The 18,705-nt window shown below is 68.2% G+C and carries 16 protein-coding genes and 1 pseudogene; 4 read left to right on the forward strand and 13 right to left on the reverse strand.

What is annotated here, in order from left to right; all coding sequences use genetic code 11:
• Positions 1-16: 16 nt before the first annotated feature.
• The 5 genes from FR742_RS27610 to FR742_RS27630 are packed head-to-tail and all read right to left on the reverse strand — an operon-like array spanning position 17 to position 4,887.
• Positions 17-931, reverse strand: coding sequence for a carbohydrate ABC transporter permease (locus tag FR742_RS27610; RefSeq protein WP_148033643.1), 915 nt, complete (start codon positions 929-931; stop codon positions 17-19).
• A gap of 5 nt (positions 932-936) precedes the next feature.
• Positions 937-1,848, reverse strand: a complete 912-nt coding sequence (locus tag FR742_RS27615) for a carbohydrate ABC transporter permease (protein WP_148033644.1) — start codon at positions 1,846-1,848, stop codon at positions 937-939.
• Positions 1,848-3,257 (reverse strand): N-acetylglucosamine/diacetylchitobiose ABC transporter substrate-binding protein, encoded by a 1,410-nt coding sequence (gene ngcE, locus FR742_RS27620; protein ID WP_148033645.1) that lies wholly within the window; start codon positions 3,255-3,257, stop codon positions 1,848-1,850. Before ngcE ends, FR742_RS27615 begins: the two co-directional genes overlap by 1 nt.
• Before the next feature lie 25 nt (positions 3,258-3,282).
• Positions 3,283-4,011: a sugar isomerase domain-containing protein gene (locus tag FR742_RS27625; RefSeq protein WP_148033646.1), complete on the reverse strand. Its 729-nt coding sequence runs from the start codon at positions 4,009-4,011 to the stop codon at positions 3,283-3,285.
• On the reverse strand, positions 4,012-4,887 hold the full coding sequence (locus FR742_RS27630; protein ID WP_148033647.1) for a MurR/RpiR family transcriptional regulator: 876 nt from the start codon (positions 4,885-4,887) through the stop codon (positions 4,012-4,014).
• Between the two features lie 73 nt (positions 4,888-4,960).
• Between FR742_RS27630 and FR742_RS27635 the strand changes: the two genes are divergently transcribed.
• On the forward strand, positions 4,961-5,911 hold the full coding sequence (locus tag FR742_RS27635) for an N-acetylglucosamine kinase (protein ID WP_187281334.1): 951 nt from the start codon (positions 4,961-4,963) through the stop codon (positions 5,909-5,911).
• A 12-nt stretch (positions 5,912-5,923) separates the two neighbouring features.
• On the opposite strand, the gene FR742_RS27640 is transcribed toward FR742_RS27635, so the two are convergent.
• The 6 genes from FR742_RS27640 to FR742_RS27665 all read right to left on the reverse strand — a co-directional run bounded on the left by FR742_RS27640 (position 5,924) and on the right by FR742_RS27665 (position 11,933).
• Complete coding sequence (locus tag FR742_RS27640) at positions 5,924-6,742, reverse strand: carbohydrate ABC transporter permease (protein ID WP_148033649.1); 819 nt, start codon at positions 6,740-6,742, stop codon at positions 5,924-5,926.
• Complete coding sequence (locus FR742_RS27645; RefSeq protein ID WP_148033650.1) at positions 6,739-7,617, reverse strand: carbohydrate ABC transporter permease; 879 nt, start codon at positions 7,615-7,617, stop codon at positions 6,739-6,741. The genes FR742_RS27640 and FR742_RS27645 overlap by 4 nt, the downstream gene beginning before the upstream one ends.
• Positions 7,618-8,877, reverse strand: a complete 1,260-nt coding sequence (locus FR742_RS27650; RefSeq protein ID WP_148033651.1) for an extracellular solute-binding protein — start codon at positions 8,875-8,877, stop codon at positions 7,618-7,620.
• A 9-nt stretch (positions 8,878-8,886) separates the two neighbouring features.
• A complete protein-coding gene (locus FR742_RS27655) occupies positions 8,887-10,245 on the reverse strand; it encodes a cellulose binding domain-containing protein (RefSeq protein WP_148033652.1) in 1,359 nt (452 codons plus the stop codon).
• A gap of 75 nt (positions 10,246-10,320) precedes the next feature.
• Entirely contained in the window at positions 10,321-11,067 is a 747-nt protein-coding gene (locus tag FR742_RS27660) for a sugar isomerase domain-containing protein (protein WP_148033653.1), read from the reverse strand.
• Positions 11,064-11,933, reverse strand: coding sequence for a MurR/RpiR family transcriptional regulator (locus FR742_RS27665; RefSeq protein ID WP_148033654.1), 870 nt, complete (start codon positions 11,931-11,933; stop codon positions 11,064-11,066). The genes FR742_RS27660 and FR742_RS27665 overlap by 4 nt, the downstream gene beginning before the upstream one ends.
• Positions 11,934-12,196: 263 nt before the next feature.
• Here FR742_RS27665 and FR742_RS27670 point away from each other — a divergent pair, with 263 nt between their 5' ends.
• The 3 genes and pseudogenes from FR742_RS27670 (at position 12,197) to FR742_RS27680 (ending at position 15,822) form a co-directional block, all read left to right on the forward strand.
• Positions 12,197-13,339 (forward strand): methyltransferase domain-containing protein, encoded by a 1,143-nt coding sequence (locus FR742_RS27670; protein ID WP_261808771.1) that lies wholly within the window; start codon positions 12,197-12,199, stop codon positions 13,337-13,339.
• Between the two features lie 479 nt (positions 13,340-13,818).
• A complete protein-coding gene (locus FR742_RS27675) occupies positions 13,819-14,070 on the forward strand; it encodes a winged helix-turn-helix domain-containing protein (protein ID WP_148033655.1) in 252 nt (83 codons plus the stop codon).
• Between the two features lie 327 nt (positions 14,071-14,397).
• A pseudogene (locus tag FR742_RS27680) lies at positions 14,398-15,822 on the forward strand (IS1380 family transposase).
• A gap of 219 nt (positions 15,823-16,041) precedes the next feature.
• On the opposite strand, the gene FR742_RS27685 reads toward FR742_RS27680, so the two are convergent.
• Together FR742_RS27685 and FR742_RS27690 are read right to left on the reverse strand one after the other, a co-directional pair.
• A complete protein-coding gene (locus FR742_RS27685) occupies positions 16,042-16,896 on the reverse strand; it encodes a hypothetical protein (RefSeq protein WP_148033656.1) in 855 nt (284 codons plus the stop codon).
• A gap of 131 nt (positions 16,897-17,027) precedes the next feature.
• Complete coding sequence (locus FR742_RS27690) at positions 17,028-18,698, reverse strand: fibronectin type III domain-containing protein (protein WP_148033657.1); 1,671 nt, start codon at positions 18,696-18,698, stop codon at positions 17,028-17,030.
• Positions 18,699-18,705: the final 7 nt, after the last annotated feature.

Here is an 18,705-nt window from a genome sequence, read left to right on the forward strand (position 1 = left end):
CCATATTCATGATTGGTTATTTGAGTGCCCCCGCCGTGAGCCCGGCCTGGATCTGGCGCTGGAAGACCGTGTAGACCACCAGCATCGGCAGGATGGCCAGAGTCAGCGCGGCGAACAGGGCCGCCCAGTCCTGGTCGTAGCCCGCCGCGGTCGAGATGTCGGCGATGCCCTGGGTGAGCACCCACTTGTCGCGCTCCTGCAGCAGCACCAGCGGGAGCTGGTACTGGTTCCACTGGCCGAGCACGTTGAAGATGGTGATGCTCACCAGCCCCGGCTTGGCCATCGGCAGCATGATCTGGAAGAACACGCGGGTGTGCGAGGCCCCGTCGACCCTGGCCGCCTCCGCGACCGCGGTGGGCAGCGTACGGAAGAACGCCGACAGGAAGAACACGGTGAAGGGCATCGAGTACGCGATGTACACCAGCACCAGCCCGGCATGCGTGTTCAGCCCGATGAACGGGCCGACCAGCGGGACGTTCCCCATGTTCTGCACCACGAAGAACAGCGGCGTCAGCGCCAGGTAGACCGGGAAGGCCAGCCCCGACACGAACAGCAGGTAGACGGCCCGGTTGCCGCGGAACGGGTAGCGGGCCAGCACGTAGGCGGCCATCGACCCGACCAGCATGGTGCCGAACGTGCTGAACGACACGACGACGACGCTGTTGAGCATGTACTGCCCGATCTGTGCCTGTTCCCAGGCGCGGGCGAAGTTGTCCCACTGCAGGGCGGCGGGGAGCGACCAGGCGTCGCCGAAGATCTCCTCCTCGCTCTTCACCGAGGCGAGGAACGTCCACAGGATCGGCACCACGGTCAGCACCGTCCACACCAGCAGGGCGATGTGGGTGAGGATCGACAGCGGCCCGAGCCGCCTGCGGCGTTCGCGGCGGGCGAGACTGCGCGAGTTCGCGACCGTCCATGATGTCGTGGTCATTGTCGTCAGTACTCGATTCGTTCGCGGCGGGACAGGCGCAGCGACAGGATCGCGAAGCCGATGGTGAAGAAGAACATCACGACGCCCAGCGCCGAGGCGTAGCCGAAGCGGAAGTACTGGAACGCGTTGCGGTAGATCTCGGTGGCCATCACGGTGGTGGAGAAGTCGGGCCCGCCGTGCTGGTCGGTCATCACCCACACGATCGCGAACACGTCCAGCGCCAGGATGCCCAGGTAGACCCAGGCGACCTGCACGGTGTCCCAGAGCAGCGGCAGCGTGACGCGGAAGAACAGGCTGAACCGGCCGGCCCCGTCGATCTGGGCCGCCTCGAACATGTCGCGCGGGATCGACGCCAGCCCGGCCGAGAACAGCACCACGTAGAAGCCGACCGCCTGCCACACCATGACGCCCAGGACGGACCAGAACGCGATGTCCGGATCCGACAGGAAGCCGACGGGGCCCATCCCGATGGCCATCAGCGGCGCGTTCAGCATGCCGCTGTCGTCGGGCCTGAACACCTGCTGGAACAGCACCGCGACCACCGTCACGGCGAGCACCTGCGGGAAGAAGAACACCACCCGGTAGAACCTGGACCCGGCCACGCCCGCCACGCCCTGCCCCTCGCGTCCCACGTTGAGCAGGAACGCGAAGAACAGGGCGATGACGATCGTCAGCAGCGGCAGCAGCACGAGCAGCGCCGCGTTGTGGGTGACCGCCTTCCAGAAGATGCCGTCGGAGAACAACCGGATGAAGTTGTCGAACCCGATGAAGTTCGGTGTGGCGGTCACCCCCCGCCAGTCGGTCATCGCGATGTAGAACGCCTGCATGTACGGCGAGATCACGTAGACCAGGTAGAGCGTGACGGGCGCCGCCAGGAAGGACAGGATGAACAGGCCCCGGCGGTACGTGTTGAACATCAGCGCTTGTACTTCTTGATCGAGGAGTCGGCCTTCAGCTCGTCCGCCTTCTTCTGCAGCCGCTCCACGTACTTCTGGGGCGTGACGCCGCCGGTCATGAGCTGGCCGGTGGCGGCCACGGCCTCGTCGTGCAGCTGGCCGTACCAGCTGCGCCAGCGGTAGTAGACGGTGTTGGCGCCGGCGGCGGCGAGCGCCTCGGTCGCGCTCTTGGCGCCCGGCGACAGGTCGCGGCCCTCGCCCGCGCCCTTCACCACGGAGACGGTGCTGACGAGCTCGCTGAAGTCGCCGGCCGCCTTCTTCGACAGCATCGCCCGCAGGTACTCCATGCCGCCCTGCGGGTTGGCGCCCCGCGACGGCACGATGAACGACTCGCCCGGCTGGGTGTGCAGGGTGCCGTACGGCATCTTGTCGGAGGCGGTGAAGTCGGGGATGGGGAACATGCCGTACTCGAAGCCCTCGGGCGTGGTGGTCTTCTGCTCGTTCTCCAGCCACGAGCCGCACGGCAGCATGGCGACCTCGTTCTTGTTCTGCGCCGTCTGGGTCTGCACGTGGTCGAGGCCGGCCGTGCCCTGCATCAGGTACTTGGCGCCGACCTCGGCCCAGGCTTCGGCCGCCTGCCGCACCGGCTCGGCGGACCAGGCGCCGTCCTCCAGGTTGTCGATGTTGACCAGCACCTCGTTGCCGCCGATCTTCGCGGCCATGGTGAGGAGCGGCTCGTACAGGTACTGCGGGTGCTTGCCCGCGTACGTGAACGGCGCCATCTTGCCGGCCTTCTTGATCGTCTCGCAGAGGGCGATGAACTCGTCCCAGGTCTTCGGCACGGTCCAGCCGTTGTCCCTGAAGGTCTTCTGCGAGTACCAGATGCCGTGGATGTAGTTGACGTAGCCGAGCACGTGGAACTTGCCGTCGTAGGTGCCGAACTCGACGACGGCCGGGTCCAAGGTGTCCTTGACCTTGACGTTCGGGTCGTCCCAGCTCGGCGCGTCCAGCAGCGGGGCGAGGTCCTGGAGCTGGCCGTCCTGGGCGAGCGCGCCCATGTCCATGGCGTTCGCGCCGGAGTTGTCGATCACGTCGGGCGGGTTGCCGCCGGCGAACCGCGGCTGCAGGACCTTGGTGATCTCCTTGGTGACGTTGTGCTTGATCTCGGCGTCGGGGTACTTGGTCTTGAACAGCGGCTGGTGGATGTCGGTGGCGTAGGCGTTGCCGAAGCCGCCGTCGAAGATCCACACCTCCAGCGGCTTCTTGGCGTCGACGCCGAGAGGGTTGGCCGCGCTGGTGGCCGCCGGGGCCGCCGACGAGGCCGGCGCCTGGGTCTGCGGGGTGGCGCAGGCGGCGAGCGCGCCGGCCACGGGGACCAGCGCCGCGGCGCGGAGAAGGCCGCGCCGGGTGATGTGGGGGGTGTTCGCCATAGGTACTACTCCTGACTTGTCTGGCTCAACGTCGGATGCGCCCTGCGTACCGGCTCTCCAGGGCTCTGTTGTGCTCGTCGCCGCCGGCCACGTTGGCCGACAGGTAGACGGGCGGCGTCTCGCCGAGCGCCACCAGCCGCTCGACCGTCTGGGTGACCATCAGCTGCGCGAGCAGCGCCGAGGTGATCGTGGAGACCGCGCCGTAGGTTCCCCCGCCCGGCAGCTCCAGCACCGCGTCACCGTACGGGGCGCCGTTGTCGAGGACCACGTCGGCCAGGTCGAGCAGCTTGCCGCCCGACGGGTGCCGTGAGGTCATCTGGACGCTGTGCCTGACCGAGGTGATCGCGATGAGCGGGTGTCCGCGCTCCTTGACGATCGTGGCGAGCTCGACCACCGCGCCGTTCACGCCGGAGCTGGAGATCAGCACGAACACGTCGCGCGGGTCCACGGGCGCCAGCTCGTAGATCCGGTGCGCGATCGCCGGGTCGCGCTCCAGCTCGGAGGTGAGCACGCCGGGCGGCTCTCCCCCGTACAGGACGAGGTCCCTGGGCGAGAGCCGGTTGCTCGGCACCAGCCCGCCCGCGCGCCCGGCGATCTCCATGGCGATGGCCTCGGAGTGGCCGGAACCGAAAGCGTTTACCACACCGCCCGCGCGAAGCCCGGCGACCAGCGCCTCGGCGGCCCGCCCGACCGGCTCCGCCTGGCTCTCCGCGACCTGACGGGCCAGCTCCAGTGCCACGGTTGCGTACGTCATTCAGCCTCTCTCCACCCGGTGACTCTCGACAGCAGTGATCGTCAGCTCGAACGCCTCGTTGGTGCGCTCGTACGTCCGCTGCGCGACCGCCACGTACACCGCGTCCAGCACGAACAGCTGGGAGTGCACGGCGGCCAGCCCGCCGAGCCGGAACGTCGTCTCCCTGCTGGCGGTGGTCAGCACCAGGTCGGCCAGCTCCGCGAGCGGCGAGCGGGCGAACGAGGTGACGGCCACGGTCAGCGCGCCGTGGCTCCCGGCCTCGGCCAGCGACTCCATCACCTCGCGGGTGCGGCCTCGGTGGCTGATGCCGATGGCCACGTCGCCGCCGCGCAGCAGCGCCGCCTCGGACAGGGCGACGTGCGCGTCGTACGCGCTCCAGCAGGGGATGCCGATGCGGCGCAGCCGGCCCTCCAGCATGGTCGCCACGTTGCCGCTGGTGGAGACCCCGACCAGGAGCACCCGGCGGGCGGCCACCACGGCGTCGGCGACCTTCGAGACCACCTCGAGATCGAGCTGGGCGGCGGTGTCCTGGATGAGCCGGGTGTCGGCGGCGGCCATCACCTCGATGGCGGCGTCGATCGGGTCGTCCGGGCCGATCTCGTGGCCCACGCCCGCGCCCCAGCCGGCCTGCGCGGCCCTGCCGGTCTCGGTGGCCAGCGCCACCCGCAGCTCGGCGTAGCCGGAGAAGCCGAACGCCCGGCAGAAGCGCGTCACGGTCGCGGGCGAGCTGCCGGCCCGCTCGGCCAGCGCGATGATGGTCGAGCGCGCGGCCTCGGCCGGGTCCTCGAGAATCGCCTCGCCGACCCTGCGCAACGCCTCGGGCAGAGCGGGGAGCTCGGTCTCGATGCGGCCCAGGGCACCTGGAGTCACGAACATTCCTTCCGAACATCCGGCCTTTCGGCGAAAATTATTCTTGCTTACCGGTCACGTCAAGACCCACAATCTGATCGTGACTATTTCGCTCGTGGTCGGGATCGACGCCGGTGCCACCGCCACCCGGGTGGCGGTCCACACCCTCGACGGCGTCCGGGTCGGGTACGCGCGAGCGGGCGCGGGCAACCCGACCGCGCACGGGCTGGGCAAGGCGGTGGCCGCCATCACCGGCGCGCTGCGCGAGGCCCTCTCCGGTCACGACGGCTCCCGGGTGGTGGCCTCGCTCGCCGGGGTGGCCGGGCACGTCGAGCAGATGGCGCCCGGCCTGGCCAAGGCCTGGGCCGACCTGGGCATCCCGTCCGGGCCCCGGCTCACGGGCGACGTCGAGATCGCCTACACCGCCGGGTCCCCGGAGCCCGACGGCTCGCTCCTGCTCTCGGGCACCGGAGCGGTGGCGTCGGCCATCAGGTCCTACCGCCTGCACCGGATCGCCGACGGGCTCGGCTGGCTGCTGGGCGACAAGGGCTCCGGCTTCTGGATCGGCCGCGCCGCCGCCCAGCACACCGCCGCCGCCTTCGACGTTCCCTCCACCCCCGCCTCTGGCGGGCTGGCCGACCTGGTGGTGACCCACTTCCTCGGCGACTGGCGAGGCGCCACGGCGCGCGAGACCGACGACCGGTTCGTCCGCCTGATCCAGGGCGATCACATGCGCCTGGCCGAGCTCGCCCCGCTCGTGAGCCGCGCCGCCGCCGACGGGGACCCGGCCGCGCTGGCGATCACCCGGCGGGCCGCCGAACACCTGGCCGCCACCGTACGGAGAATCCACGTCTCGGGCCCCGTGGTGCTCGCCGGGAGCGTCCTCACCAACGACGGCCCCGTACGCGAACACGTCCTCGACCTGCTGGCCGGCGAGCAGGTCCGCACGGCGGGCGACGCGGCGGGCGCGGCGGCCTGGCTGGCGGCCCGCGACCACTTGCCGGAGGACCGCGCGAAGGAGGCCCACGCCGCGTTCACCTCCCCCGCCTGAGCCCGCGGCGCGTCAGCCTTTGACCGCGCCCGCGGTCATTCCCGTGCCGACACGGCGTTGCAGGAAGAGGAAGAGCAGCAGGACCGGCAGGGCGAAGAGGCCCGCCGCCGCCATCGTCGCTCCCCAGTCCGTGCCGAAGACGTCGCGGAAGGACGACAGCCAGACCGGCAGCGTGTGTTTGTCCTGGTCCTTGATGATGAGCACGTTCACGAACGCGAACTCGTTCCACGCCGTGATGAACCCGAACAGCGACGTCGCCATCAGCCCCGGCGCCAGCAGCGGGAACGTCACCCGCCGGAACGCCACCAGCCGCGAGCACCCGTCCACCTGCGCCGCCTCCTCCAGCTCCGGCGGGATCGCGGCGAGGAAGCCGCGGAGCGTGACGATGGTGAACGGCAGGGTGATCATGAAGTACACCCCCGTCAGCATGGCCAGCGAGTCCAGCAGGCCGGTGTCCCTGGCGATGATGAACACCGGCACCAGCAGCGCCTCCCACGGCGCCATCTGCGCGGCGAACACCATGACCACGAACGCGCCGCGGCCCCGCCACCGCATCCGCGTCGCCGCGAACGCCGCCGCCATCGCCACCACCAGCGCCAGCAGCACGGCCGCCACCGTCACCAGCAGGCTGTTGCGCCAGAAGGTCCAGAACCCCGGCGCGTTCACGGCCGTGACGAAGTGGTCGAGCGTCGGCGAGGAGGGCCAGAAGGTGGGGGTGGCCGCCTGGATGTCCCGGGTCGGCTTGAACGCCGTCAGGTACATCCAGTAGACCGGGAAGATCGTCACCACCAGCACGGCCAGCGCGACGGCGTTCAGGGCGAGCCTTCTCATGATCTGACCATCCGTCGCAGGTTGCTGATCAGGGCCACGGCCAGGATCAGCACGGTGAGCATGGCGACCGCCGAGCCGAGGTCGTACCGGTGCAGCACCCTGGCGATCTTGAACGCGTACACCGGCAGGGTGGTCGTGGCGTCGCCCGGCCCGCCCTGGCTGAGCACCCAGATCTGCGGGAAGCACTTGGCCACCCAGATCACCTCCAGCGAGACGATCAGGGCGAAGAGGGTGCGCAGCATCGGCAGCGTGACCTGCCAGAAGATCTGCCACCCGGTGCCGCCGTCGATCCGCGCCGACTCGTACAGCTCGGCGGGAATGGTGGTGAGCCCGGCGTAGAGGGTGAGCGCCGCGAACGGCACCGACTGCCAGACCACCAGCAGGACGAGCACCGCGAAGGTGGCGTCGCCGTCGGCGAACCAGGTGTAACCGCGGAAGGAGTCGAGGCCGAGCGTGACCAGCAGCCAGTTGACCACGCCCAGCTCCGACTGGAACAGCCACTGGAAGACGGTGGTGGCCGCGATGATCGGGGTGGCCCAGGCCAGCGCCAGCGCGCTCATCAGGGCCAGCCGCATGCCGCGCCGCAGCCGTACGAGCAGCAGCGCGACGGCGGTGGACAGGACCACGATGAGCACCACGTTCGCCGCGGTCCACCAGACGGTGCGCAGCAGCACCGCCCAGAACTCGTCCCCGGACAGCAGCTCCGCGTAGTTGCCGAAGCCGATGAAGGCGGCCCCGCCCTTGATCAGCTCGCCCATGCGGAAGTGCTGGAGGGAGATCACCGCCGCCTTGGCGACCGGGTAGAGCAGGAGGAAGGCCCCACCGGCCACCGTGGGCGCGATGAGCAGGTAGGGCCAGAAGGGACGGCCGCGCACTCAGGACCCGCTGTTGAGGGTGGCCGTGATGGACTCCGACGTCTTCCTCGCCTCCGTCGCGGGGTCGCCACCGGTGAGCACCGCGGTCATGTACTGCTTGATGACCGAGGTGGCCTCGACGGCGGCCCAGTTGGGGGTGTTGGGGGTGGCCCGGCCGTTGGCGGCGCCGGTGGCCATGGCGGCGGTGCCCTCGTCGCCGGAGAGCACGCCGGCGAGCGAGGTGCGGTTCGGCACGAAGCTCATGGCCTTGGCCAGGTCGGTCTGGAACTCCTCCCCGGCCAGCGCCTTGACGACCTCGTACGCCTCCTCCTGGTGCTGGGAGGCGACCGGGACGATCAGGTCGGAGCCGCCGGTGAACACCGAGCCGGGCTTGTCGGGCGTCTTCCCTGGGATTGGGAAATATCCGATCTTGTCCTTGAGGTCCGGCTCGACCTCCAGGACGCGGGCGGCGATGCCGGGCACCGCGATGATCTGCGCGACCTTGCCCTGGGCGAACACCTCGTGCTGCGGCGGGTTGGCCTCGTCGGCGTCCTTGGGGCCCTTGCCGAGAGCCTGGAGGCGCTGGTAGAAGTCCATGCCGGCGAGGGCCTGCGGGGTGTCGAGCGCGCCCTTCCACCGGCCGCCCTCCTGGACGGCGAGGTCGCCGCCCTCGTCCCAGATGAAGCCGGCCAGCGCGTACCAGGTCTGCCCGGTCAGGTAGATGCCCTGATTACCCCCTTGATTCAGCTTTTTCGTGATTTCCAGCCATTCATCACGGGTTTTCGGTGGCTGGACGTCGGCCTTCGCGAACAGGTCCTTGTGGTACACCACCACCCGGTTCGCCGCGTACCAGGGGATCCCGTACTGCTTGCCGTCGGTGTTCCCCGGCTGGGCCAGGCCGGGCAGCCAGTCCTCGCCCTTGAGGTCGGCGACCTTGCCGGTGAGGTCGGTGACGCCGCCGCTGGCCGCGTACTGGGCGACCTGGGTGTTGCCGACCTCGATCACGTCCGGCGCGTCGGTGCTGGCCAGCGCGGCCGTCACCCGCTCGCCGATGCCGTCCCAGGCCTGGATCTGGATGTCCAGGTCCACCTCCGGATGGGCGGCCTCGTAGCCGGTCTCGAACGTCTTGAGCAGGTCCTGCGTGACGCTGCCGTCCATGATCCAGACGGTCAGCCCGGCGGGGCCGCTGCTCTCGGGCGCCGCGCCGGTCCCGGCGTCCGAGCCGCACGCCGCCGCGGCCAGGGCCAGGGCCGCCACCGCGGCGGTGAGTCGGTGCTTCATCGCGCTCTCTCAGGAGTTGGGGACGGTGTCGCGGAACGAGGTGCCCTCGGCACGCAGGTCGCCGACCCGGCTCAGCACGCCGGCGGGCGAGACGACCTCGTTCCTGGCGTGGTAGACCCAGTCGACCTGCTGGCGGTAGGTGCGGGTGCCGGTGGCGGCCTGGAGGTCGATGAACCACTGGTTGAACATGATCCACATGGGTGTCTCGGGGTAGTGGATCCCGCCGTGGTCGGCGAACAGGCGGCCGTCCACGTAGTACTTGATCCGCCCGCCCGACACCTGGATCACCAGGTCGTGCCAGCCGGCGAAGCTCGCGCGCTCCTCGGTGTGGGTGTTCACCGCCTGCCACGGCTCACCCTGGTAGGTCTCCCAGCTGGTGGCGTAGAGGATGTTCGAGGGCTCGCCCCAGCCGCCGTTCGGCAGATACTCGAAGTCCAGCTCGCCGTAGTCGGGGTCGAGGTTGAAGCGGAGCGGGGTGATGGTGAAGAACGTCTGCACGACGTGCTCGCCGTCCGGGCCGCTGGTCGGGGCGTCGCTGAAGCGCACCCTGGCCGCGTACGTGCCCTCGAAGAACTTCCGGCCGGCCGTCGACAGCTCGGTGTGCACGGTGCCGCCGACGGTGCCGTCGGTGCGCGAGTCGAGCGTCAGCAGCCCGCCGGGGAACGTGATCGCCGACGGCGACCAGGTGGCCCCGGGCACGCCCGGCCCGCCGGAGCTGGAGCGCACGGTCCAGCCGCGCTGGGCCAGGCGCGGGTCGGACGAGTTCGTGTACGAGAAGTCGTCGAACAGCACGCCGCCGGGGCCGGGCGGCGGGTCCGTCGGCGTGGGCGTCGGGCCGGGGTCGCTGCCCGAGGGGGTGCCCCAGGCCAGGGTGCCGCCGACGTACACGGTGACCTTGTCCCAGTCGGTATAGGAGGTCTGGGGGCCGTAGGAGTAGTCGTCGCTCTGGGTGAACGTCTGCCAGTCGGCGCGGTAGAAGCGGAGCTGCAGGTCGCGGGTGCTCGCGCCGGGGGCCAGGGTGCCCGAGGTGAAGCCCACCTCCAGGTACTGGGCCGGGCCCTCCTGGTCGACGAAGTGTCCCGTCACGGTCGAGCATCCGACCACGGCCCAGGAGCAGGCGAAGCGATAGGTCTCGGTGCCGGTGAGGTAGTAGCGGATCTTGACCTGGTTCAGCGGGATCGTGGTGGTGCCGTCGTTGATGAGCTGGAGCCAGGGCTCGGCCTGGGCGGTGGTCGCGCCGGGGGCGCTGGTGCGGTACTGGAGGCGTACCGACTGGGCGGCGCCCGCCGGGGAGGCCACGAGGGTGGTGATGAGGAGGGCGAGGGGGAGGGTTAAGGACAGCAGGATTTTTCCGACATTTCGTGACATGGGTGGGGTTCTCCTTGGTGTGCGGTCCCCCGATGTCGAACGGTCCCCCGAGATCGTGCGGGTTTCGGCAGCGCGTCAGGTGCCGCGGCGCAGGCGGCCCTCGTACAGCGCTTCGAGCTTGAGGTTGTGCTCGTCGCCCCCGGGCACGTTGGCGGACAGGTAGACGGGCGGCGCCTGCCCCGCCTCCAGCAGGTCGCGTACGGTCCGCGCCACGACGAGCTGGGCGATGAGCGCGGAGGTGATGGTGGAGACCGCGCCGGTGGCGCCGCCGCCGGGCAGCGGCAGCACCGCGTCCCCGTACGGCGCCCGGTTGTCGAGCACGACGTCGGCGAGGTCGGTGAGCTTGCGGCCCGAGGGGTGACGGGAGGCGACCGCTCCGCTGTGGGCCTGCGAGGTGATGGCGACCAGGTCGTGGCCGCGCTCCTTGACCAGCGTCGCCAGCTCGACCACGACGCCGTTGACGCCGGAGTTCGAGATGACGACGAACAGGTCCTCTTGTTCGACCGGGGCCAGGTCGAGGATGGTGCGGGCGACGGCCGGGTCGCGTTCGAGGTCGTAGCGGTCGAGCGTCTCCCGGGGGGCGTTCCCGTACAGGACGATGTCCCTGAGCGCGAGGCGGTTGGTGGGGACGAGGCCGCCGGCCCGGCCGGCGATCTCCATGGCGACGGCCTCGGAGTGGCCGGAGCCGAAGGCGTGGATGACGCCGCCGCTGGTCAACGCCTTGACGAAGAGGTCGGCGGCTTTCTGGATGGCGGGGTCGGCGGGGATCTGTGCGACGAGGTCGGCGATATGGTCGGCGAATTTTTCCGGATTTATCGTCATGAATCACCTTCCGAGAGGCGGTGCCCCGCCACGGCCCTGACCGTCACGTCGAAGGCCTGCTTGGTCCGCTCGTACGTACGCTGCGCGACCGACACGTAGACCACGTCCAGCACGAGCAGCTGCGAGTGGATCGCGGCGAACCCGTCGGACCGGAACGTCGTCTCCCTGCTGGCGGTGGTCAGCACCAGCTCGGCCACCTCGGCCAGCGGCGAGCGCGGGTTCGACGTCACGGCCACGGTGATCGCGCCGTGGCTGCCGGCCTCGGCCAGCACCTCGATCGCCTCGCGCGTCCGGCCGCTGTGGGAGATGCCGATCGCCACGTCGCCCTGCCCGAGCAGCGCCGCGTCGGTGAGCGCGCTGTGCGCGTCGGACCTGCTCCAGGTGGGGATGCGGATGCGCTGCAGCCGGTACTCCATCTCGCTGGCCACGGCCGCGCTGCTCGACACCCCGAACAGCAGCACCCGCCCCGCCCGCGCGACGGCCTGCGCCACCTTCTCCACCACGGCCAGGTCGAGCTGGTCGCCCGTCTCCTGGATGAGCCGGATGTCGTTGCCCGACACCACGCCCAGCACCTTCTCCAGGGTGTCGCCGGGCAGGATCTCCTGGCCGATGTCGGTCTGCCAGGTCTGCTGGTTGACCCGTCCCATCTCGGTGGCCACGGCGACCCGCAGCTCCGCGTACCCGCCGAAGCCGAGGGCGCGGCAGAACCGGGTGATCGTGGCGGTGGAGGTGCCGCTGCGCTCGGCGAGATCGACGATGGTCAGGCGGGCGGCCGCGGCGGGGTTCTCCAAGATGGCGTCGGCCACCTTGCGCAGCGCGTCGGGCATCTCATGCCGCTCGGTCCTGATCCGGCCAAGGAGCTCCATGCGGTGAAAATTATGCTCAGACAGGCCCCCGGTCAAGCGGTGCAAATAATAATTCTTGACCAATGCACGTTTCTGCACCCTGTCGTAACCTTGCGATCACCTGGAGTCACCAAGACCACGGGAGGAGATCACGCCATGGGCGGGAAGCACGCAGGCAAGCCAAAGAAGGACGACTCAAACAACTCGGAGAAGCCCAACCCGGATTCCCACAAAGCCGCCACCGGCAGACACGCCAGGCGCGACGAGCAGGACGGGAAGAAAAAGTGATCAGTGCAGTCGACCCGGCCGAGGCGCTGCTCCAGGAGATCGGCCCGCTTGACAAGCGGATCGCTGACGCGATGCGGGCGGTGCCGCGGCATCTGTTCATCCCGTCCGTTGCCCTGACGTGCCCGCCTGACGAGCCCGTACGGATCATCGACCGTGAAGCCGATCCCGAAGGCTGGTGGGACGCGGTCTATTCCGACAACTCCATCGTCACGCAACTGGACGACGGCGCGACAGACATCAGAACCGGCTCCGGCGACTACACGTCGTCGTGCTCCGCTCCCGGCATCGTCGCCATGTTCCTGGAACTGCTCGACCCCGAACCGGGAACCCGGGTGCTGGAGATCGGGACGGGCACCGGCTGGACCGCCGCCCTCCTCTGCCACATGGTCGGCGAGACCAATGTGACCTCCATCGAGGTGGACCCCGTCGTCGCCGAACAGGCCGCCAAGAACCTGAGCGAGGCCGCGTTCCAGCCCCACCTGATCGTCGGCGACGGCGCGGAAGGCTGCGCCGCACGGGGACCGTTCGACCGCGTCCACGTCACCTGCGGCATCCGTACGGTCCCGTACACCTGGATCACGCAGGCCCGGCCGGGAGCCGTGCTGGTCGCTCCATACTCGCCGCGTTTCCAGACCGACTTCCAGCTCCGCCTCGTCGTCACCCCATCCGGCGTGGCACACGGCCGCTTCCCCGACTTCGCCTCGTACATGATGATGCGCTCCCAGCGATCCGTGCCCGCCCGGCAACTCCACGAGACCGAGAACAAGCACCATCTCACCACCCGCGTCGACCCCCGCACGATCGTCTGCGCCCCCGCCGGCGCCGACCTCGCCATCGGCGCCATGACCGGGCTCACCGCCCACGACAGCGACAATCCTGACGAGGACGGCGAGTGCCACCGCATCTGGGTCAGCGACCCGCGCGACCCCGAGTCCTGGGCGGTGGCGATCTGGCGTCCGGACTCGGAGGAGTACCAGGTGTTCCAGGTCGGCGACCGGCCCGTCTGGGAGGAGGTCACCGACGCCTACTTCCGGTGGGTGAGCTGGGGTGAGCCCGGCTACGACCGGTTCGGCATGACGGTCGGGCCGGACGGGCAGCGGATCTGGTTGGACCGTCCGGAGTGTCCGCTTACCCGGTAGTCCCGGCTGCACGACTTCCGGCCCGGCGGGGCTCCTCGCTGGGCCGGTGTCCCTATCCGGCCCTTCCCCGCGGAATCCGCAGCCACAACTCCTGCGCGGCCCGACAACCCATCCACGGGCTCTCGACGCCGCACGCCGAGCCTTCCTCAGCGAGACGGCGGACGAACCACAAGCCGCCACCGCTGCACAGTTCGAAAATCGGGAACCGGCAGCTGCACGTGTGCCCACAAACTCGTACCCGATGCACGCGGGGAAGGCTCGCCTTCCACTCCACCACGTCGGCCTCCGGCAGGAGACCGACCACGTGCGGCCCGTGGTATGAAGTCCATCAGTGAGCGCCGGCCGGTCACGACAACACCCGCAGAGCCGGGTCCGCCGCAGGGGGATTCTCAGGCATAGAAGCACGGTACACAACTAGGCCGTGGCCAGGACTGGGCCTGCCTATCTTGGGCTCGTCCTGGCCGCCTAGTCTGCTTGCCGTGGACATCGACCCAGACGGAATACGAGCGCCCTACCTTCAACTCGCGGACACGCTGCGCGCCCGCATCGAGACGGGCGAGTTTCCACCTGGACGGAAAGTCCCGTCACAGACGCAGTTGGAGGAGGAGTCCGGGCTATCCCGGAACACGGTGAAGAAGGCTCTTGACGTGCTCAAGAGCGAGGGCCTGCTCATCACCGCCCCCGGGCGCGGCCTCTTCGTCACCGGACCCGACAACACGTCGCCAACCTGAAGTGGGCGTCTGCGCCGGTCTCCCGCACAAGGGCCCGAGCAGCCCGCGTCCCAGAAGCGGGCCAACCGCGCACGCGCCAACCATCCGCCGGCTTCGAGGAACGCCCGGCTCGATGGCCGGAACAACTTCCCCCAGCGCGCCGCATGAGCGCTCGTCCGGTGCATCATGGTCACGATGGTCGGCGGTCCCCACGATATACATGGCCTTGACCTCGGCTACTCAGCCGGGATTCATCCTGAAGATCGATGACCGAAGAAGGTGCCCCCGGACCTGCGATGATCGGACTGCTGAGATCTGAAGATCTCACGGAACGGACGCACCTTCCAGGTGAACGCTACGGCATGGCACCACCGCTTGTCCGTCCAAGGGGACGGCAAAGGACTCATCGGACACGCAGGAGCCATCCTCCTGCGCAAATGCGCTGATCAGACAGGGTTAACCGGAGCGCTGGGCGCAGTGTTCACCCGGCTGGGCGGATCACCGGTCTGGGATCGGGGCGTAGTCCTCGTCCAGCTCGCGGTGCCGATCACACTCGGAGCCACCAGCATGCGGCAGGTCACCCTGCTGACCCACCAGGAGCAGGTGTTCGGCACGCCGCCGTCGCACTCCACCATCCGGCGGGCACTGCAGCCCGTCGGGGCATCTGACCAGGTACGCCTTCGGATCGTCCGAGCCAGAGCGCGCGTGCGGCGGCGCGTGTGGGACCTGATCGCCGCCACCGAGTCGGGATTCTGCTGGCTGCCTGTCGCGGGCAAGCTGCTGACCGGATGGATCGTCATCGACCTGGACGCAACCCTGATCACCGCCCACTCCGACAAGGAAGGCGCTTCGGCCACGTTCAAGAAGGGCTTCCACCCGCTAGCCGCCTGGTGCGTCAACACCAGCGAGTCACTGGCGATGCTGCTGGGCACCGGCTCGGCCGGGTCCAACACGGTGGCCGATCACGTGCGGGTGCTCACCGAGGCCGTCGCTCAGATCCCCGATGCCTTCCGGGCCAAGCTCTGGATCCGCATCGATGGCGCGGGCGCCACCCACGACCTGGTGGCGTTCATGCAAGGGCTGAACACCACCCGGCGCACCGTCCGCTTCACCATCGGCTGGAAGATCAACGACGTCGATGAGACGGCCATCGCCAAGTTACCCGGCGATGCCTGGCAGACGGCTGTGCGCCAAGACGGCCAGGCACACGAGCACGCCGAGGTCGCCGAACTGACCGGCCTGGACGAGCGCGCCCGGCAGTGAGTAGTGCGGTTGCTGGTGCGCAGGGTGCGACCCTCGGCCCGAGACGCCCGCCGGCTCACCGACCTGGAGAAGAACGCCGGCTTCAAGTACGCGATCATTGCCACCAACCTCGGACGGCGCGGGCTATCCGGCGTGCCCGGCAGCCACCAGCTCGCCTTCATCGACGCCGTCCACCGCGACCACGCCGAGGTCGAGGACCGCATCCTCTGCAACAAGGCGATGGGGCTGCGCAACCTGCCGTCCAAGACCTGGAATGTGAACGTCGGCTGGGTCCTAGCCGCCAACCTCGCCGCCGACCTCGATGCCTGGACGCGGCTGCTCGGTCTGCATGACGACGCCGAGCTGGTCCGGGCCGAGCCGCAGACTCGGCGGTACTGCCTGTGGCATCTGCCCGCCCGGCTCGTCTGTCACGCTCGTCGCCGGGTCTTAAAGATCAGCGCGACCTGGCCGTGGAGAGGGGCGTTCCTGGTCTGTTGGCAGCGGCTCTGCGCCCTGCCGGCACCCACCTGACCATCGCGAACGTATCCCGCCATTCCTGGAAGGAGAAGTCCGGTCTCATCGCGGCCCGTGGAACCGCCGCCCGCCCGAGCGCTTCGGGCGGGCGGCCGTTCCGGTCGCCCGAAGCGAACAGGACGATCAGGTGGAAACCTCATCAGCCGAAATCGATCAGGAGGGACGGCCACCCCGTGAGTCATCGAGGTCGATGATGCGCGAGCCGGAGTTCCCACCTCACGGGCATGTTCTTTGTTCCCGGCAGGGCTGCATATCCGTGATCCACACTCCACCCACATTCGGATGTTCCCTAAGGTCGCGGAGGAAGTCCGGGGAAGCGTTTTCGATCAAAGTGCCATAAATGAGCCCCTCGTCCGCAGCCGTACGAATGTCAGCTACGGAAAGGCCGAATCCCTCGAGTGTCACGTCGTCGGCTGGGGTGAGTCGTGCGGCCCACGCCCTGAACTGTTGGACCGTTGAATACTCTCGACAAGTACCCTGGCCCGCCACCTCGGGGCATCCTTCTTCTCCAGACCAGTAGATGGGAAGCCCGGAGGGCCGTGCTCCGGAAATGAATACCGGCAGGGCATTTTCAGCGAAATTGAGTCGACCTAACCTTTGCTCCTTCACTGGTCGTTTGAATTCGACCAGTGCGGCAATTTTCATCTCCGGCATGGATTCTTTCGGGAGGATGGAGTCGAAATCGCCGGCCCATCCTTTACCGAAGCTTTCCAATGCTCTGATGGTTTTGTCATCGGGGTCGCGCCTGATACGGGTCACACGACCGCGCTCATCCAAGGTGATGAGACGAGGAGAAGAAGACGCCTGCAGTCGTGCCGATTGCGCGGCATGCGGTGGCGGCGTGAACTGATAGGTACCGTCAGGAAGCTGAGTGAGCGTTCCGGCACCCGGACTGGGATGCTGTCCCGGACTTGCCGCGGCCGCAGCTAGGCGAACCACGGATTCTAGGTGCTCGAACGACACCGGTGGGGCAGAGGCCACAGTGCTGCGCTCTGACGGTGTGCTCACATCGCACGCTGCGACACCGAACACGAGCAGCGCACTCAACAGGACGCGTAGCTTCGTATACATGCGAATCTCTTGTTCTCCTGTCTCGGCAACGTGCCCTGTCAAGCATGCCTAGCTGGCTACGCCTGGCGCCGGGCGAGAGTACGGGCCGGAGCGAGACGCGTCCGCTCCGGCCCGTAGCGGGTTACCTGACTCTAACGCTTACCGCGCCAGGCGCTAGACGCAGTAATATTCTTGCTGGACTTGTATCCCTTGCTTGCGGCCCAATTGAAAGTACCTACGGTCTTCTGCAGGTATTTCTGGATGCTGCAGGTGTTGCCTGCGCTCTGCCAGCACCGCGCCTCAAGGGCATCTTCGCCCCACCACATGGCCGACCTGAAGGCGACGTTCTTGTTGGCGCCCCCGACGACACCTGTGATCCCAGGTTGCGTGGGACAGTTCTCCGACTTTCCTTGGCCGAACGTCACACCTCCGCCAACCTCTCCTTCTGGGATGGGCCCGGCTATCGACCCTTGGATGGCGAGCTGGTAGCTGGTGACGTTGACGAGGAAACAGGGTGTGCTTATGGCGTCAGCGCTGGAGTTGTCCAGGGTGTACTTCTCGGTCGAGCCCTTTTTGGCGGCACGCTTTCTGAAGGTTTCGTCCGTGTACACAGAGATCACTGCGCCGAACTTATCGATCTTCCAGGTGGTGGAGTCCTTGGGAATGCAAACGCGCCATGCGGATCGCCCTACCACCTCCACTAGAAGATGTTTCGCCAGGCGCAGCTTCTTGGAGTCGCTGGTTGAATCGACACTCTGCACAATAGTGCACTCCGGGGCCAGGGCGACGCGAGCGTTGGATCCGGGCATGAGGCCGTCAGTCGGGATTTTGCTGGCGAGGTAGGCTTCTCCGTCAGTGACGAAGAAGTCGCTCGAGTCTTCCTCGACCTCCAGCGCCACCTGAATGACGGTCATATTCCCGCATCGGTCAAAAACGTGCACGTTGATTGTGGGTTCGCTCGGCTCGACCTGACCCGGCGAGGTGGAAGCCGCCGCCCCTCTCATTCCTGCGATGGGCGCTTCCCTCCAGCTACGCGTTACCTTGGTCGTTACCTCTGTCGCCCCACTGGGCAGTGCGCGCACCACCGTATCCGTAAGGTGAACGGTCGAATCCCTGCGAACTAGGCCCGCCTCCTGGAGTGCGTCTCGTTCCTGCACCAAGGCAGTATTCAACAGGGACAGCTTGGCCGTGCTGGGAGTACGCGCCGTTACTCCGGGCGCCTGCCAGATGGTGGCCGCCTCTCCTTGCAGTACCGCGTCTTGCGCTTCGTAGTATGCCTTCACCCGCTCGACGAACTGTTGCCTGCCGCTGACCTCATCGGCGACGGCACGCGCGCCAGCGGGCGGTGTGTCCAGGAACGGAATGCATTCCTGTTCAGAGGACGGAGGAGGCGGCGCGGCCTTGGGCGTGACCACGGTCTCTTCCCACTCTCCGGAGCCGAACGCTGTCCGGGCACGGACCTTCACTGTGTATGTTTCTCCATTGGTCAGGCCTTCGATGGTTACATAGGGGTCAGTGACCTTGACGTCTCCGCTCGCCGCGCCGCTGCCGTCGACAATCGCGACGTCGTAGCCGTCGATCGTCGCCATGCTGCCGTTGTCCTCGGGCAGACCCCAGCTGGCGATGGCAGATGCGTCTCCCGCCTTGGCCGTCAGGTTGAGAACTTTGCTCGGCGCCTGGGGGAGCCGATAGGTCAGCGCGATGGACGGTTGTTCAGCAGAACTGTCCGCAGCGAAAGTGATCATCGTCTCGGATGGCGTCGTCAGCAGCATCCATTGGTAGACGCTCGCCGCCACATCAGCTTGCGGGTCGGCGACCTGCATGGAGTGG

Source organism: Nonomuraea sp. C10 (assembly GCF_008017515.1).
Lineage (GTDB): Bacteria > Actinomycetota > Actinomycetes > Streptosporangiales > Streptosporangiaceae > Nonomuraea > Nonomuraea ferruginea.

What these genes read in the sequence shown, in the direction of transcription:
- FR742_RS27685 (WP_148033656.1), bottom strand. Translation starts at nt 16,896, where the DNA reads ATGTATACGAAGCTACGCGTCCTGTTGAGTGCGCTGCTCGTGTTCGGT.
- FR742_RS27630 (WP_148033647.1), bottom strand. Translation starts at nt 4,887, where the DNA reads ATGTTCGTGACTCCAGGTGCCCTGGGCCGCATCGAGACCGAGCTCCCC.
- FR742_RS27625 (WP_148033646.1), bottom strand. Translation starts at nt 4,011, where the DNA reads ATGACGTACGCAACCGTGGCACTGGAGCTGGCCCGTCAGGTCGCGGAG.
- FR742_RS27655 (WP_148033652.1), bottom strand. Translation starts at nt 10,245, where the DNA reads ATGTCACGAAATGTCGGAAAAATCCTGCTGTCCTTAACCCTCCCCCTC.
- ngcE (WP_148033645.1), bottom strand. Translation starts at nt 3,257, where the DNA reads ATGGCGAACACCCCCCACATCACCCGGCGCGGCCTTCTCCGCGCCGCG.
- FR742_RS27640 (WP_148033649.1), bottom strand. Translation starts at nt 6,742, where the DNA reads ATGAGAAGGCTCGCCCTGAACGCCGTCGCGCTGGCCGTGCTGGTGGTG.
- FR742_RS27615 (WP_148033644.1), bottom strand. Translation starts at nt 1,848, where the DNA reads ATGTTCAACACGTACCGCCGGGGCCTGTTCATCCTGTCCTTCCTGGCG.
- FR742_RS27650 (WP_148033651.1), bottom strand. Translation starts at nt 8,877, where the DNA reads ATGAAGCACCGACTCACCGCCGCGGTGGCGGCCCTGGCCCTGGCCGCG.
- FR742_RS27660 (WP_148033653.1), bottom strand. Translation starts at nt 11,067, where the DNA reads ATGACGATAAATCCGGAAAAATTCGCCGACCATATCGCCGACCTCGTC.
- FR742_RS27665 (WP_148033654.1), bottom strand. Translation starts at nt 11,933, where the DNA reads ATGGAGCTCCTTGGCCGGATCAGGACCGAGCGGCATGAGATGCCCGAC.
- FR742_RS27690 (WP_148033657.1), bottom strand. Translation starts at nt 18,698, where the DNA reads ATGCAGGTCGCCGACCCGCAAGCTGATGTGGCGGCGAGCGTCTACCAA.
- FR742_RS27610 (WP_148033643.1), bottom strand. Translation starts at nt 931, where the DNA reads ATGACCACGACATCATGGACGGTCGCGAACTCGCGCAGTCTCGCCCGC.